Raw genomic sequence first — 14,564 nt, forward strand, 5'->3', positions numbered from 1 at the left:
GTCTTCCTGTCTCTAGAGGTACAGAGATGCCAGGCGCAGAATCTCGCTCTGGTCAGTTTCTTTGGTGTTGACGATCCCGGCGACCCGGCCATTGCTCATGACCATGATGCGGTCGGTGATGCCGAGCAATTCGGGCATTTCGGAGGAGATGATGATGATCCCCTTCTCCTTCTTCGCCAGCTCCAGAATGAGCTGATAGATCTCGAACTTGGCCCCCACGTCGATGCCACGGGTCGGTTCGTCCAGCATCAGGATCTCCGGCTGGGTCAACAGCCAGCGGCCGATGATCACCTTCTGCTGGTTGCCCCCGGAGAGGGAGCCGATCTGGGTCTGCTGGGTCGGCGTCTTGACCCGCATGGAGTCGATGACCCACTGGGTATCGCTCTTCATCTTGTTGTCGCTGAGCAGCCCCATGGAACCCTTGTAGTTGTCCATGTTGGCGATCAGGGAGTTGAAGGCGATATCGAGACGGGAGTAGATACCGGTAGAGCGGCGCTCCTCGGTCACCAGCGCAAAGCCGTTACGAATTGCTTCGTGGGCGTTGTGGTTGGCCACCTCTTTGCCATGCAGCTTGATGCTGCCCTGGCTGCGATCGCGAATGCCGAACAGGGTCTCGACGATGTCGGTGCGCTTGGCCCCCACCAACCCGGCGACACCGAGGATCTCCCCCTTGTGCAGGTTGAAGGTGATGTCCTGAATGGAGGGCTGGTTCTTCGCCGTCAGATGTTCGACCTCGAGGATCACCTCTTTTGGCTGGTTGGTTTTTTCCGGGAAGCGCTGGGTGAGCTCGCGGCCGACCATCATGCCGATGATCTGATCCATGGTCATCCCCTTGAGCGGCTGGGTTGCCACCCACTGGCCATCCCGCAATATGGTGATCTCGTCACAGAGCTGGAAGATCTCCTCCATCTTGTGAGAGATGTAGACGATGCCGCACCCCTTATCCTTCAGCTTGTTGATGATCTTGAAGAGGTGACTCACCTCTTTCTCGGTCAGCGAGGAGGTGGGTTCATCCATGATGACGATCTTGGCATCGTAGGAGAATGCCTTGGCGATCTCGATCATCTGCATCTGGGAGACGGAGAGGGTCGCCACCTTGACCCGCGGGTCGATGTCGATATCCAGCTCCTCGAAAATGCGCTTGGTGTCTTCATACATCTTGCCGTGGTCGATGAACCACCCTTTGGTCGGATAGCGACCGAGCCACATGTTGTCCATCACCGAGCGCTGCAGCACCAGGTTGAGCTCCTGATGCACCATGGACACGCCGTTCTCCAGCGCCTCTTTGGAGGAGGTGAAGTTGATCTCCTGCCCCTTGAAGAAGATCTTGCCCTGATCCTTCTCGTAGATGCCGAACAGGCACTTGAGCAGTGTCGATTTTCCCGCTCCATTCTCGCCCATCAACGCATGCACAGAATGAGGACGGACCCGTAAATTGACATTATCGAGTGCCTTGACGCCAGGAAAGCTCTTACTGACGTCAATCATCTCCAACAGCCATTCTGATTGTTGCTGTGTTGTCATATCAGCCATCACATCTGGTTGAAAAAAGGGCAAGGGGATCTCCCTTGCCCTGGAGGAGGGAATTATTCGAATTGGGACAGGTTGTCTTTATCTACGCCGACGTAGGGAACACGCACGACCTTGTTGACGATGTTCCACTTGGTGCCTTCACCGGCCGCTTTACCTTCAGCCAAGTTCTTGGTCAGCTCGTAGGTCGCCTTGGCCTGGTTGGCCGCATCGTTCAGCACGGTACCGGCCATGGCACCGCTCTTCACCAGTGCCAGCGCTTCAGGCAGCGCATCGACACCGAATACCGGAATGGCAGTCTTGCCCTGTGCTTTCAGTGACTCGACAGCGCCCATCGCCATGCCGTCGTTGTTGGCGATGACCACTTCGATCTTGTTGGCGTTCGGGCCGGAGATCCAGGCGTCCATCTTGTCCTTGGCCATGGCGGTATCCCACATACCGGTATCCATGTGCAGCTGCTGGGTCTTGATGCCGCCGTCGTTCAGGGTCTTGATGACGTAAGTGGTGCGCGCTTCGGCATCCGGGTGGCCCGGCTCCCCTTTCAGCAGCACATACTGGATGACGCCATCCTTGTTCAGATCCCAGGCCGGATTGGCTTTCCAGTGTTTGGCAATCAGATGACCCTGGATGATGCCTGACTCCTTGGAGTCGGTACCTACGTAGTAGGCCTTGTCGTAACTGGCCAGATCGGCAGCACTCGGCTCCTTGTTGTAGAAGACTACCGGAATATCTTCGCCACGGGCCTTCTCAATGACCACGGGAGCGGCAGCCGGGTCAACCAGGTTGATGGCCAGCGCCTTCACGCCCTTGGCCAGCAGCACATCGATCTGGTCGTTCTGCTTGGACTGGTCGTTCTGGGAGTCGTTCATCAGCAGCTCAACCCCGGGGTTGGCAGCCGCTTCCTTCTCGATCGCCTTGCGTACCACCGCCATGAAGTTGTCGTCATATTTGTAGACGGTCACCCCGATGCGGGTTTCAGCGTGGGCAGCAGTGGCACCAGCCATCAGGCCCAGCAGCAGGGCAGCAACGGTCGTCATTTTTTTCATTGTGTGTGCTCCGATGTATCTATCCATGAGTTGTAGGGTGGCGAGCTATTGAGCAATCGCCCTTCAATGTAATCAATTTGTTGTCATTTCTTCTGTGATCATGACGACAAAATGAAAACGATTACACTCTGTTACATTGAATCTTTTTCTTATTTTTCAGTAACATAAATCTCAGTGTTAATTTTTGGACTCAATCTGTTCCGCAGCATTGAGGCTAGTCGCTAACGGGCTGTTGTCAAAAAGCTCAGCCAAGGGTGCAGTGCCAGCGATAGCGACGGGCAGTCAGCTGATACTCGGGGCGCACGCTCTGGCTCCAGGAGTCATCTCCGCCCACTCCCATGTGAGCACCATCGAGGCAGACCCACAGCCCCTCCTCTGCCACCAGATCGCTCTGGTGACGGGCAGTGGCCAGCTGCTGCTGGCTAAAGCAACTGACGCTGAAATGGAAAGCGCCACTCACACGCATCGACCCCAGCTGCAACTCGCGGGTATCGCAGCGCAAGCCGTTGTCGGTCGGGAAGACGTAAGGGGTGTGCATGGCCTCCAGCGGCAGGCTCCAGCGACCCAGATCGGCGCCCAGCAGGCGATCCGGATAGTTTTCGTGGGGGCCGCGTCCCAGCCACTGCACCTGCTCAACCGGGTCAGCCAGATGGATCAGCAGACCGATCCGCGGCAGCGAAGGCAATGCCTGCGCCAGTTCGCACTCGATGTCGAGACTCATGGTGCCGTCGTCAGCAAAGCGGTGATGCCAATGACTCAGCAGTTGCAACTGCTCCTGATGGAAATAGCCGTGAGTCACCCGCAGCTCACTGCCGGCGACCACCACGCCCAGACAGCGGTGCTGCCACTGCTCAAGGCCACACGCCTGCCAGCGGGCAATCCAGGAGTTGGGGTCGGCGTGATCCGCTTCGCTAGTGCCGATGTCGTTGTCGAGCGGCGCGCGGTAGAAGTGATCCGTGATCGGCGTCCGCAACTGCTCCAGCCCCGATTTCAGCCAGCTGGTGATGCGGCCGCTCTGCTTGTCGAGCCGCCACTGACTGTTAGCAGTGGTGACCAGCCAGCCGTCGACCTGCTCAACCATAACCGCAGGGCTGACTGGTGCAGGTAGCGCCAGCGGTGACGGCAGCATGAATTGCTGGCGCGCCACCTCGTGCCCGGCCTCGGACCAGGGGGTGGCATCCGGCTGGAAGATGGCCAGATCGAGCCAGGCCAGCGAGCCCGCCGCAAAAGCGGGTAGCGTCCCGCTCAGGGTCAACTCGACCGCCCCTTGCGCTGCCAGCGCGAGAGACACCTCCCCCTCCAGCACCACTTGGCCGTTTTCACTCAGCTGCCAGCAAAGCCGCTCGTTGTCGGTTTTCCTGAACAGGTATTCGCTCTCGATCCGCACTCGCAGCGGGGAGTGCCCAAGCAGAGTGAAGCGGAACGGCTGCTGGGCGCGCTTTGCCTCAAATAGCGTGGGATGGGGAGAGCGATCTGGGAACAGCAGGCCGTTGCAGCAGAACTGGCGATCGTTTTGCACATCGCCAAAATCACCGCCATAGCCCCAGTAATGGCGACCATCGGCGGTGTATTTGTCGAGCCCCTGATCGACCCAATCCCAGACAAAGCCCCCCTGCAATCTCGAATGATCGCGAAACGCCTGCCAGTAGTGGGCGTAGCCTCCCAGACTGTTGCCCATGGCATGAGCATATTCGCAGAGGATCAGCGGCCGATGCTCCTCGGGCAGACCAATCCACTTGGCCAGCGCCCACTTGGGCACCGCCGGGAAGGGTTGATCCTGATGGGTTCTGGCATACATGGGGCAGATGATGTCGGTCGCCGGAGTATCGGCCCCGCCCCCCTCATACTGCACCGGACGGCTCGGGTCGCTGCGCTTGATCCAGCCATACATGGCATCGTGGGCCGGGCCGTAACCCGACTCGTTGCCCAGCGACCAGATGATGATCGAGGGGTGGTTGAAATCCCGTGCCACCATGCGGGTGGCCCGCTCCAGAAAGGCGTTGCTCCAGGCGGGATCCCGCGCCAACCGCCCCATGGGGGTCATGCCGTGGGTCTCCAGATTCGCCTCGTCCACCACATAGAGGCCGAGCCGATCGCACAGGCGATAGAAGTCGGGGTGGTTGGGATAGTGGGAACAGCGCACCGCGTTGAAGTTGTGCCGCTTCATCAGCAGCAGATCCCGCTCCATGGTGGCGCGATCGATGGCATAGCCTTTGGCGGGGTGGTGTTCGTGACGGTTGGCACCGCGAACAAGCAGCGGCTGGCCGTTGACCCGCAGCAGGCCGCCACGGATCTCAACCGTCCGGAAGCCCACATCATAGGCTTCGCTCTCCATAGGCTCGCCCTGCTCGTCCAGCAGGGTCAGGGTCAGGCGATAGAGGTGAGGCGTCTCGGCGCTCCACTGGTGCGGCGCAGCCACATCGAGCCACAGCTCGGCGCGATCGTCATATGCCCCTTTTTCATCAATGGCTTGGGTACCGATCGGCTGGCGCAGGGTCGCAACCCGCTCGCCACCGTCATAGAGATTGGCCTCCACCGAGAGGCCAACTGCATTGGCCGCCTGCAGTGCAATCTTGAGGCGGCCATCCCGATAGCAGGCATCCAGCTCGGGGGTGACCCGAATATCCATCAGATGACGGGCCGGTTTGTGCAACAGGCTGACGGAGCGGAAGATCCCCGACAACCACCACATATCCTGATCTTCCAGATAGGAGCCGTCGGACCAGCGCAGTACCAGCACCGCCAGCCGGTTGCGACCGCTCTGTAGATAAGGAGTCAGATCGAATTCGGCTGGCAGCCGACTGTCCTGGGAGTAGCCGACCCAGCGACCGTTGCAGAACAGGTAAAAGGCGCTGCTCACCCCGTCGAAGATGATCCGGCTCTGACCGCTGACCAGCCAGTCGGCAGGAAGTTCGAACTCGCGGGAGTAGCAACCGGTGGGGTTCTCTGCAGGCACCCGAGGTGGATCGCAGGGAAAGGGGTACTTGATATTGGTGTAGATGGGGCCATCGGTAAGCGGCCGTGTTGCCGGATAGGCGGCATCCAGCTGCCAGTTGCCCGGCACCGTAATGGGGCAGGCATCCGCCAGATCCTGCGCCAGCCAGCTCTCGGGCACCAGCTCGGGAGCGGCAAAGAAGGAGAAGCACCATTCGCCATCCAGTGCACGGCGTGAGGGTGAAAGGAGATCGTCTCTGGCATCCGCTTCGCTACGCCAGCTGAACATGGGGGTATGGGCTGCCAGGCGGTTTACCGAAGTAATCGCCTGAGTCTGCCAATCCTGACGCGCCACTATCTCCCTGAGCATTCCCCTTCTCCCTGATGACTGGAAAACGTATTCCAGTCTAGAGAAGTGTGGCCAGGGGATCGGCGATCTCGCTCACACAGATGTAAACGATTACACTAATTTTGTTAAGTAAAGCGGAGTAAAAACCATTAAAAATAGGTAAAACAATAAAAGCTCGATAAATGAGCCGCAAACGGCCCCTATCCTGCGCGAACCGGCGCCACCGAATGGCGATTGATCAAGGTCGGGGTATAGATGCGGTTCTGCTGTGCCTCGCTCTCCCCTGCCGCCAGCTGCAACGCCAGCTTGGCTGCCTGACTCGCCATCAACTCGATGGGGTAACGCATGGTAGAGAGCTTGGGCCTCAGGTATCTGGCGTAGATGATGTCATCGAAGCCCACCACCGAGACCTCCTCCGGCACCCGCAGCCCATTGTCCGCCAGCACCGAGATGGCGCCGGCCGCCATGGCATCGTTATAGGCCACCACGGCGGTCACCTTGAGCCCCTTGGCCAACAGGTTGAGCATGGCGCGCTCGCCCCCCTCCTCGTTCGGCGTGCCGCTCTCGATAAGCTCCGGATCGGCCGCCAGACCAGCCTCCGCCAATCCATCCTGATACCCCTGCAGCCGCAAGGTGGCATCCTCGATGGCGTGATCCGAGCTGATAAAGGCGATGTGGCGGTGGCCCAGCTCGATCAGATGACGGGTTGCGGTTGCGGCCCCCAGCCGGTTGTTGAGGGCGATGCAGCGCCCCTTTATGGCGGGAATATCGCGATTGATAAGCACCATGCCGGGCACTCGCATGGCGTAGTCGCAGAGCTCTTCGTCGCTGAGCGCCTTGCTGTGCACCACCAGCGCCTCGCAGCGCTTGCCGATCAGCAGCTCAATCGCCTCGCGCTCCTGGCGCGCCTTGTGAAAACCGTTACCCATCAACAGGTGAAGATTCTGCTCGACGGCCACGCCGGAGACCCCCTTCACCAGAGCCCCGAAGAAGGGATCGGCCACGTCTCCCACTACGACGCCCATGGTATCGCAGGTCTGGCTGACCAGCGCCCGCGCGTTGGCGTTAGGGGTATAGCCCAGCTCCGTCATCGCCTTTTGGACGGCGGCGCGGGAGGCGGCACTGGCCTTGGGCGAGTTGTTCATCACCCGTGAAACCGTTGCCACCGACACATTGGCCAAACGGGCGACATCCTTGATGGTACTCATGCTGTTTTCACTTATTTCACTCTGCGACAGATTGACCATTATACCCACCAACCCCATTGAAAACAGGGGATAACGCACGATCTGCCAGAGAAGCGATCACAAAAACAGTGTAATCGTTTACACTGTTTTGCAAGCAAGTTCACAGTTTGCAAGCCAACCCCTCGGCTAGACTGCTTGCAGCGTCATTTTCAGTGGAGAGCAAGATGAAGGTTCTGGTCACCGGCGGCTGCGGATATATCGGCAGCCACACCTCTCTGGCCCTGCAAGCCGCAGGCATGACCCCGGTCGTGGTGGACAACCTCTGCAACAGCAAGCGCAGCGTGTTGACTCGAGTCGCAGCTATCAGCGGCCAGCAACCCGTGTTCTATCAAGGGGATATTCGCGATGCCGCCCTGCTGGACCGGATCTTCGCCGAGCAGCAGATCGATGCTGTGATCCACTTTGCCGCCCTCAAGGCGGTCGGTGAGTCGACCCGCATTCCACTGGATTACTACGAGAACAACCTCGGCGGCACCCTCACCCTGCTGCAGGCGATGAAACGAGCCGGGGTGCACAATCTGGTGTTCAGCTCATCAGCTACCGTCTACGGCGATCCCGCCACTCTGCCGATCCGCGAGGATTTCCCCCGCAGCGCTACCAACCCCTACGGTCGCTCCAAGCTGATCATCGAGGAGATCCTCGAGGATCTGCAGCTGGCCGAGCCGCACTGGAGCATGACCCTGCTGCGCTACTTCAACCCGGTCGGCGCCCACGAGTCGGGCACCATGGGGGAAGATCCCCAAGGCATTCCCAACAATCTGATGCCCTATATCACTCAGGTCGCCATCGGCCGTCGCGACTGCCTGTCGGTCTTTGGAAACGATTACCCAACTGTTGATGGCACCGGCGTGCGCGACTACATCCACGTGATGGATCTCGCCGAGGGGCACGTCAAGGCGCTGCAACACTGCGCCGGCAAGGGTGGCGTGCACACCTACAACCTGGGCACCGGTCAGGGCCAGAGCGTGTTGCAGCTGGTCGCTGCCTTCTCCAATGCCTGCGGCAAGCCGCTGCCGTTTCGCATCGAACCGCGCCGTCCCGGCGATATCGCCGCCTGCTGGGCCGATCCGGCCAAGGCCGAGCGGGAACTGGGCTGGCAGGCGACCCGGGACATAGACGCCATGTGCGCCGACAGCTGGCGCTGGCAATCCGCCAATCCGAACGGTTACGAGGAGTAGGCCCGCCTGCTCCCCGGTAATAAACGACTCTATTTTTCAATACCTTATTCAGGAGAGATGATGTTCAACCCCGTCGATCATCCCCATCGCCGCTTCAACCCGCTGACCGGCCAGTATGTGCTGGTCTCCCCCCACCGGGCCAAACGCCCCTGGCAGGGGCAGGTGGAGAAGGTGAGTCAGGCCCCCAAACAGGCCCACGATCCCGACTGCTTCCTCTGCGCAGGCAACACCCGGGTCACCGGCGACATCAACCCCGACTACAAGGGCACCTTCGTCTTTACCAACGACTTCGCCGCCCTGATGCAGGATACCCCGGCCGCCGATAGTGCCAACGATCCCCTGTTGAAGCTGGAAGCCGCCCGCGGCACCAGCCGGGTGATCTGCTTCTCGCCGGATCACGGCAAGACCCTGCCCGAGCTGCCGCTGCCCGCCATCGAGGGGGTGATCACCACCTGGATGGATCAGGTCGCCGAGTTGTCGGCCCAGTGGGAGTGGGTGCAGGTATTTGAAAACAAAGGCGCCGTCATGGGCTGCTCCAACCCGCACCCCCACGGCCAGATCTGGGGCAGCGACTTCCTGCCCAACGAGATCGCCCGCGAAGAGCAGCACCAGCGTGACTGGCTGGCCGAGCATGGCCGTCCCATGCTGCTGGAGTATGTGGAGCGGGAGCTGGCGGATCGCTCGCGCATCGTGGTGGAGACCGAGCACTGGCTCGCCGTAGTTCCCTTCTGGGCCGCCTGGCCGTTCGAAACCCTGCTGCAGCCCAAGGCGCACGTCCCCTCCATGCTCAACCTGACCAAGGCCCAGCAACAGGATCTGGCGGTGGCGCTCAAGGAGCTCACCAGCCGCTACGACAACCTGTTCGAGTGCAGCTTCCCCTACTCCATGGGCTGGCACTTTGCGCCGCCCAAGTCGGAGTGCCCCGAGGCGTGGCAACTGCATGCCCACTTCTATCCGCCGCTGCTGCGCTCCGCCACCGTGCGCAAATTCATGGTCGGCTTCGAGATGCTGGCCGAAACCCAGCGCGACCTGACTCCGGAGCAGGCCGCCGAGCGGCTGCGCGCCCTGAGCCCCATTCACTACAACCAGACCAATCAAACCAATGAGGAGGCCCTATGACCCCGAGCCAACGCGTCAGCACCGTTTTTGCCGAGCAATTTGCCAAAGCGCCCGATCTGCTGGTGCGCGCCCCCGGCCGCGTCAACCTCATCGGTGAACATACCGACTACAACGACGGCTTCGTGCTGCCCTGCGCCATCGACTACGAGACCTGCGTCGCCATCGGCCTGCGCGATGACCGGCAAGTACAGGTGATCGCCGCCGACTACGACAACCAGCGCGACCAGTTCGACCTCGACCAGCCCATCGAGCACCACCCCAGCCAGCGCTGGAGCGACTACATCCGCGGCGTGGTGAAATATCTGCAGGAGCGCGGTTATGCCCTGCGCGGCCTCGATCTGGTGGTCTCCGGCAACGTGCCGCAGGGGGCGGGTCTCTCCTCCTCCGCCTCGCTGGAAGTCGCCATCGGCCAGGCCTTCAAGGAGGCACTGGGGCTCGCCATCACTCAGGCCGAGATCGCCCTCAACGGTCAGCAGGCGGAGAACAAGTTCGTCGGCTGCAACTGCGGCATCATGGACCAGATGATCTCTGCCAGCGGCAAAACCGATCACGCCCTGCTGCTCGACTGCCGCTCGCTGGAAACCCGCCTCATCCCCATGCCCACCGATCTGGCGGTGCTGATCGTCAACTCCAACGTGCGCCGCGGTCTGGTGGATAGCGAATACAACACCCGCCGCCAGCAGTGCGAAGCGGCCGCCCGTCACTACGGGGTCAAGGCGCTGCGCGACCTCGATCTGGCCGGACTGGAAGCGGGCAAAGCCGGACTGGATGAGGTCTGCTACCGCCGTGCCCGCCACATCGTCGGTGAAAACGCCCGCACTCTGGCGGCGGCCGATGCACTGGCGAGCCACGATCTGACCCGTCTCGGCGAGCTGATGGCCGATTCACACGCAGCCATGCGCGATGACTTCGAAATCACAGTGCCCGCCATCGATGGTCTGGTGGAGATCATCAAGGCCAGGATCGGCACCGAAGGCGGCGTGCGGATGACTGGTGGCGGCTTCGGCGGCTGCGTGGTCGCCTTGCTGCGCCCCGACAAGGTGGCCGAGGTGATCGCCGCGGTTGAAGCCGAGTATCCGACCCGCTTCGGCCTCAAGGCTGACTACTACGTCTGCTCTGCCAGCGCCGGTGCAGGCAAGCTATGAGCAGCGCCATAACGCCATTCGAACTGGAAAACGAGGAGGGGCTACGCCTTCGCGGCCTCGACTTCGGCGCTACCCTCACCTCCCTCACCCTGCCGGTAGCGGGCAAACGGCGCGAAGTGCTGCTGGGTTGTGCCGACGACACCTATCCCAACCAGCAGGTGTGGCTGGGCGCGGTAGCCGGACGGTTTGCCAACCGCATCGGCGGCGCCGAGCTGGTGCGCGATGGCCAGCGCTGGTTGCTGGATGCCAATCAGGCTCCCAACTGCCTGCATGGCGGGCAGACGGGCTTTCATCGCCAGCAGTGGCAGATCAAGGAGCTGGAAGCGGATCGGGTCAAGCTGGCGCTGCTCTCCCGAGCGGGGGATCAGGGCTTTCCCGGCAATCTGCGGGTAACCCTGGAGTACCGGCTGGAGCAGAGCGATCTGGTGGTGGATTTTATCGCCAGCACGGATGCCGCGACCCCGGTCAGCCTCACCAGCCACGCCTACTTCAATCTCGATGACAATCCCGACGGCGGCGATGTGCGTGACCACCTCATCAGCATCAATGCCGACCACTTCCTGCCGACCGACCCGAGCGGTTTGCCGATCGCCATCACCCCGGCGGAGGGGCCGTTCGATTTGCGCCACGAGCGCCTTGTCGGGCTGGATTGGCTGAGCCATCCCCAGCAGCAACAGGCCAAGGGATACGACCACGCCTTTGTGCTCAACGGCCCGGTGCAGGAGTGGGCTGCTCGCGTGGTATCGGGTGACAAACAGTTGGCGATGGAGGTCTATACCAACCAGCCCTCGCTGCAGTTCTACAGCGGCAACTGGCTGGCCAATACCCCGAATCGCCAAGGTCTGGCGCACCGGGATCACGACGGCTTCTGTCTTGAGGCACAACAGCTACCGGACAGTCCGAACCGGCCCGAGCTGGGTAACCCTTGGCTGGTGCCGGGAGAGCGCTATCACCACCAGACGCGCTACCGCTTTATCCGCGACTGACTTAAAGGTTTCACAATTTTTCCGTAGCAGCGCCAGCCACATTCGAGCAAGATAAGCCGCCCCGAGACCCTTCCGGGGCGTTTTTGCATCAACGTAGCAAGGATTCTGTTCGATGACTGACACCTATAGCCTGCTGGTCGCCTTTATTCTGGGCGTCGTCGAGGGGCTGACCGAGTTCCTCCCCGTCTCTTCAACCGGCCACATGATCATCGTCGGCCATCTGCTGGGCTTTGAAGGGCCCAAGGCCGCCACCTTCGAAGTGGTGATCCAGCTTGGCTCGATTCTCGCGGTGGTTGCCGTCTTCTGGCGCCGCCTGTTTGGTCTGATTGGCATCCACTTCGGCCAGAAGCCGGAACCTGGCCACGCCACCCTGTCGCTGGTGCACGTCATCCTCGGCATGATGCCCGCCATCGTGGTCGGTCTGGCCATCCACAGCTGGATCAAAGCCAACCTGTTTGGCCCGCAGACTGTGATGTATGCGCTGGTTGCGGGCGGTATCCTGCTGATCATCGCCGAGAAGTTCCGCCCGGCAGTTCGCTCCGAAACCCTGGATGACATCAGCTACAAACAGGCATTCGGCATCGGCCTGTTCCAGTGTCTGGCGCTGTGGCCCGGCTTCTCACGCTCAGGCGCCACCATCAGCGGCGGCATGCTGATGGGGATCAGCCGCCATGCAGCGGCCGAGTTCTCCTTCATCATGGCGGTGCCCATGATGATGGCGGCCAGTACGCTCGACCTCTACAAGAGCCGCGACTTCCTCTCTATGGCCGACTTCCCGATGTTTGCAGTGGGCTTTATCACCGCCTTCGTGGTCGCCATGATCGCCATCAAGAGCTTCCTGGCGCTGATCCGCCGCCTCGACTTCATCCCGTTCGCCATCTACCGCTTTATCGTGGCATTCGCCGTCTATCTACTGTTTGTCGCCTGACCCTCAGCCAGCAATCAAATGACAAAAGGGACCGGCAAGGTCCCTTTTCTATTGTCCAAGCCCCTCAGTAGAGGTGCTGACTGATGCCGTTGAGCAGCCGCGACAACCCCTTGGTGAACTGCACCGGCGCATCCTGCACCGTGTAGCAGAGGCAGCCGTCCGGCGTATGCGGGCTGTGAGCATGGCTGGCATCGCGCCAGATAAAATCCCCGGCCTGATAGAGGGTGTCGCCATCCTGAATGTTGCCCGCCAGCAGCAGGGTCAGCTCATAACCCTGATGGGTGTGCTCGGGGATACGACCACCCGCCTCGATATGGAGCAGACTGGCGCGAGCCCCCATCTCGTCCAGCGGCAAACTCTGTTGACGAATGGCCCCGATATGGCGCCACTTGGGCGAGCGGTAACGGGCCAGCACCCGCGGCAAGCGGTAGGCATGACCGGCCACTTCGAGCTCGGTTGGCTGGGCTCGGGGCAGATCGGTAACGGGTGCGGCAACCGGTTCGGGCTGCGCCAGAATATCCGCCAGCATGGCGTCAAATCCGGCATCCAGCGCCACATCATCTCGGGAGGCCAGCTCGGGCTCTGCTTGCGAGGCAAGATATTGCTGCGCCAGCTCCTCCTCAAATGCTTTCAATCGGGCCGCACAATCAGGGCAGAGCTCGCAGTGAGCGGAGAGCCCCACCGCCAGCGGCAGAGGGAGCTCGTCGGCGGCGAAGGCGCGCAGCATAGGGTCGGTTGGATGGGCTTTAATCATGGCCTTGCTCCACTTGCTCTTTCAGTTTCTGTAGCGCCAGTCTGAGGCGGGACTTGATAGTACCGAGCGGCACGCCAAGGCGCTCCGCCAGCTCCTGCTGGGAGAACTCCTGCAGATAGATGCCACGCACCACCTGCTGTTGCGGCTCAGGCAGGGTGCCCAGATAGTGGGCCATCTGGCGGGTCAGCACGGCATCCTCGCCTCCGCTCAGATGCTCCTCTTCGGCTTGAAACTCCAGCACCGGCCACAGCTCTTCTGCGCAGAGATCCTCCTTGCTGGCACGGCGTCGGCGCAGCAGATCGAAGCACTGGTTGCGCATCACTGTGTAGATCCAGGTGGTTGGCGCCCCCTTCTCCGGGTGATAGAGACGCGCTTTCTGCCACACCAGCAGCATGGTCTCCTGCACCAGCTCCATAGCGTTGGCCTCGCTGCCGAGATGGCGCAGCCCGTAGCTGCGAATGCGCGGCGCAAAGTGTTGGAACAGGCGGGCAAAAGCGGCCTTGTCAGCCTGCTCTGCCACCCTGATCAGCAGAGATTTGAGGTCGCCATCCGGGTTATCCATCACGGGCGAAGTCCTGCGTATGGTCGAGTGTGGTTGGCCAGTATATGCCATTGCGCCATCCCTTTGGTGTGCTGTCGAACATGCTGTGGTAATGACTGGTACGGCCCTGCGGCGCTGGTGGATCAGCTGGTCAGGAAAAAATCAGTGGCTGGCCACCAGCACCCCCTTGAGCAGGGCAATGGCAGGCAGATTGTCGGCAGCGGCCAGCAGCAGCTGCTTCTGCTCGGGGGGGATCGGCAGCACCTCCAGCCAGCGCTGCGCCACCCAGTTGCCATCGTCCCAGCGGGGCGCGGGATAGAGGGCGGCATAGTCTGGATAGTCGGCAAACACCTCCCGCAGCGCCTCGGCCAGTGGCAGCTGATCGGGATGGAGCCGCCGGGGCGGCCATGCCGGCAGCGGGGTCACCTCACCGATGCGCAGGCCATCCTGCTCCTGCCACAAATCGTCGATCTGTACCCGCTCCATACCCTGCACCGTGATCCCCAGCATGCCGTCCGGCAGCCGGTCGAAGTCGATGACCTTGACCCGGGTGGCGATGGGTAGCATGTTGCGCAGGGCGTCGGGCTGGCGCGGATCCACCATGCAGAGGGCAAAGCCCGCCTCCCCCGCCTCGGCCACCATCCGCAGGTATCTGGGCTCGAAGATCCGCAGCGGCATGATGCCGCCGGGCAGCAGGTGGGCTGATAGGGGAAACAGTGCCAGTCGCATCACAAACTCCTTGCCGGGTTACGACTCTAGGTACGTGCAACAGCCAGCGGGAGATCAGTGTCGGGAAAAACCCTTAAC

At 61.4% G+C, this 14,564-nt stretch carries 12 protein-coding genes; 5 read left to right on the forward strand and 7 right to left on the reverse strand.

Features of this window, described 5'->3' with window-relative positions:
• Positions 1 to 12 precede the first annotated feature (12 nt).
• From mglA to WE862_RS03470, 4 genes are all read right to left on the reverse strand, one after another.
• A complete protein-coding gene (gene mglA, locus WE862_RS03455; RefSeq protein WP_042029537.1) occupies positions 13 to 1,533 on the reverse strand; it encodes a galactose/methyl galactoside ABC transporter ATP-binding protein MglA in 1,521 nt (506 codons plus the stop codon).
• A gap of 53 nt (positions 1,534 to 1,586) precedes the next feature.
• Positions 1,587 to 2,576, reverse strand: coding sequence for a galactose/glucose ABC transporter substrate-binding protein MglB (mglB, locus tag WE862_RS03460; protein WP_041209758.1), 990 nt, complete (start codon positions 2,574 to 2,576; stop codon positions 1,587 to 1,589).
• Between the two features lie 244 nt (positions 2,577 to 2,820).
• Positions 2,821 to 5,880 carry a beta-galactosidase gene (locus WE862_RS03465; protein ID WP_042029538.1) on the reverse strand — a complete coding sequence of 1,020 codons (3,060 nt, stop codon included), beginning with the start codon at positions 5,878 to 5,880 and terminating at the stop codon, positions 2,821 to 2,823.
• A 179-nt stretch (positions 5,881 to 6,059) separates the two neighbouring features.
• Positions 6,060 to 7,067: a substrate-binding domain-containing protein gene (locus WE862_RS03470; RefSeq protein ID WP_042029539.1), complete on the reverse strand. Its 1,008-nt coding sequence runs from the start codon at positions 7,065 to 7,067 to the stop codon at positions 6,060 to 6,062.
• A gap of 203 nt (positions 7,068 to 7,270) precedes the next feature.
• Between WE862_RS03470 and galE the strand changes: the two genes are divergently transcribed.
• From galE to bacA, 5 genes are all read left to right on the forward strand, one after another.
• Complete coding sequence (gene galE / locus WE862_RS03475; RefSeq protein WP_042029540.1) at positions 7,271 to 8,284, forward strand: UDP-glucose 4-epimerase GalE; 1,014 nt, start codon at positions 7,271 to 7,273, stop codon at positions 8,282 to 8,284.
• Between the two features lie 60 nt (positions 8,285 to 8,344).
• Positions 8,345 to 9,403, forward strand: coding sequence for a UDP-glucose--hexose-1-phosphate uridylyltransferase (locus WE862_RS03480; protein WP_042029541.1), 1,059 nt, complete (start codon positions 8,345 to 8,347; stop codon positions 9,401 to 9,403).
• Positions 9,400 to 10,548, forward strand: a complete 1,149-nt coding sequence (gene galK / locus WE862_RS03485) for a galactokinase (protein WP_042029543.1) — start codon at positions 9,400 to 9,402, stop codon at positions 10,546 to 10,548. Before WE862_RS03480 ends, galK begins: the two co-directional genes overlap by 4 nt.
• Positions 10,545 to 11,534, forward strand: coding sequence for a galactose-1-epimerase (gene galM, locus WE862_RS03490; protein WP_042029544.1), 990 nt, complete (start codon positions 10,545 to 10,547; stop codon positions 11,532 to 11,534). Before galK ends, galM begins: the two co-directional genes overlap by 4 nt.
• Before the next feature lie 112 nt (positions 11,535 to 11,646).
• Positions 11,647 to 12,462 (forward strand): undecaprenyl-diphosphate phosphatase, encoded by an 816-nt coding sequence (bacA, locus tag WE862_RS03495; protein ID WP_042029546.1) that lies wholly within the window; start codon positions 11,647 to 11,649, stop codon positions 12,460 to 12,462.
• 64 nt (positions 12,463 to 12,526) lie between these two features.
• Here bacA and WE862_RS03500 read toward each other — a convergent pair whose 3' ends face one another.
• The 3 genes from WE862_RS03500 to WE862_RS03510 form a co-directional block, all read right to left on the reverse strand.
• Positions 12,527 to 13,216, reverse strand: a complete 690-nt coding sequence (locus WE862_RS03500; RefSeq protein WP_042029547.1) for a ChrR family anti-sigma-E factor — start codon at positions 13,214 to 13,216, stop codon at positions 12,527 to 12,529.
• Positions 13,209 to 13,778, reverse strand: a complete 570-nt coding sequence (locus tag WE862_RS03505; RefSeq protein WP_041209767.1) for a sigma-70 family RNA polymerase sigma factor — start codon at positions 13,776 to 13,778, stop codon at positions 13,209 to 13,211. Before WE862_RS03505 ends, WE862_RS03500 begins: the two co-directional genes overlap by 8 nt.
• Before the next feature lie 141 nt (positions 13,779 to 13,919).
• Positions 13,920 to 14,486, reverse strand: a complete 567-nt coding sequence (locus WE862_RS03510; protein ID WP_042029548.1) for an LON peptidase substrate-binding domain-containing protein — start codon at positions 14,484 to 14,486, stop codon at positions 13,920 to 13,922.
• Positions 14,487 to 14,564: the final 78 nt, after the last annotated feature.

The organism is Aeromonas jandaei (assembly GCF_037890695.1).
GTDB lineage: Bacteria > Pseudomonadota > Gammaproteobacteria > Enterobacterales > Aeromonadaceae > Aeromonas > Aeromonas jandaei.

Coding starts and splice junctions, on each gene's coding strand:
- galK (WP_042029543.1), top strand. CDS start 9,400: ATGACCCCGAGCCAACGCGTCAGCACCGTTTTTGCCGAGCAATTTGCC.
- WE862_RS03470 (WP_042029539.1), bottom strand. CDS start 7,067: ATGAGTACCATCAAGGATGTCGCCCGTTTGGCCAATGTGTCGGTGGCA.
- WE862_RS03510 (WP_042029548.1), bottom strand. CDS start 14,486: ATGCGACTGGCACTGTTTCCCCTATCAGCCCACCTGCTGCCCGGCGGC.
- galE (WP_042029540.1), top strand. CDS start 7,271: ATGAAGGTTCTGGTCACCGGCGGCTGCGGATATATCGGCAGCCACACC.
- WE862_RS03480 (WP_042029541.1), top strand. CDS start 8,345: ATGTTCAACCCCGTCGATCATCCCCATCGCCGCTTCAACCCGCTGACC.
- galM (WP_042029544.1), top strand. CDS start 10,545: ATGAGCAGCGCCATAACGCCATTCGAACTGGAAAACGAGGAGGGGCTA.
- mglA (WP_042029537.1), bottom strand. CDS start 1,533: ATGGCTGATATGACAACACAGCAACAATCAGAATGGCTGTTGGAGATG.
- bacA (WP_042029546.1), top strand. CDS start 11,647: ATGACTGACACCTATAGCCTGCTGGTCGCCTTTATTCTGGGCGTCGTC.
- WE862_RS03500 (WP_042029547.1), bottom strand. CDS start 13,216: ATGATTAAAGCCCATCCAACCGACCCTATGCTGCGCGCCTTCGCCGCC.
- WE862_RS03505 (WP_041209767.1), bottom strand. CDS start 13,778: ATGGATAACCCGGATGGCGACCTCAAATCTCTGCTGATCAGGGTGGCA.
- mglB (WP_041209758.1), bottom strand. CDS start 2,576: ATGAAAAAAATGACGACCGTTGCTGCCCTGCTGCTGGGCCTGATGGCT.
- WE862_RS03465 (WP_042029538.1), bottom strand. CDS start 5,880: ATGCTCAGGGAGATAGTGGCGCGTCAGGATTGGCAGACTCAGGCGATT.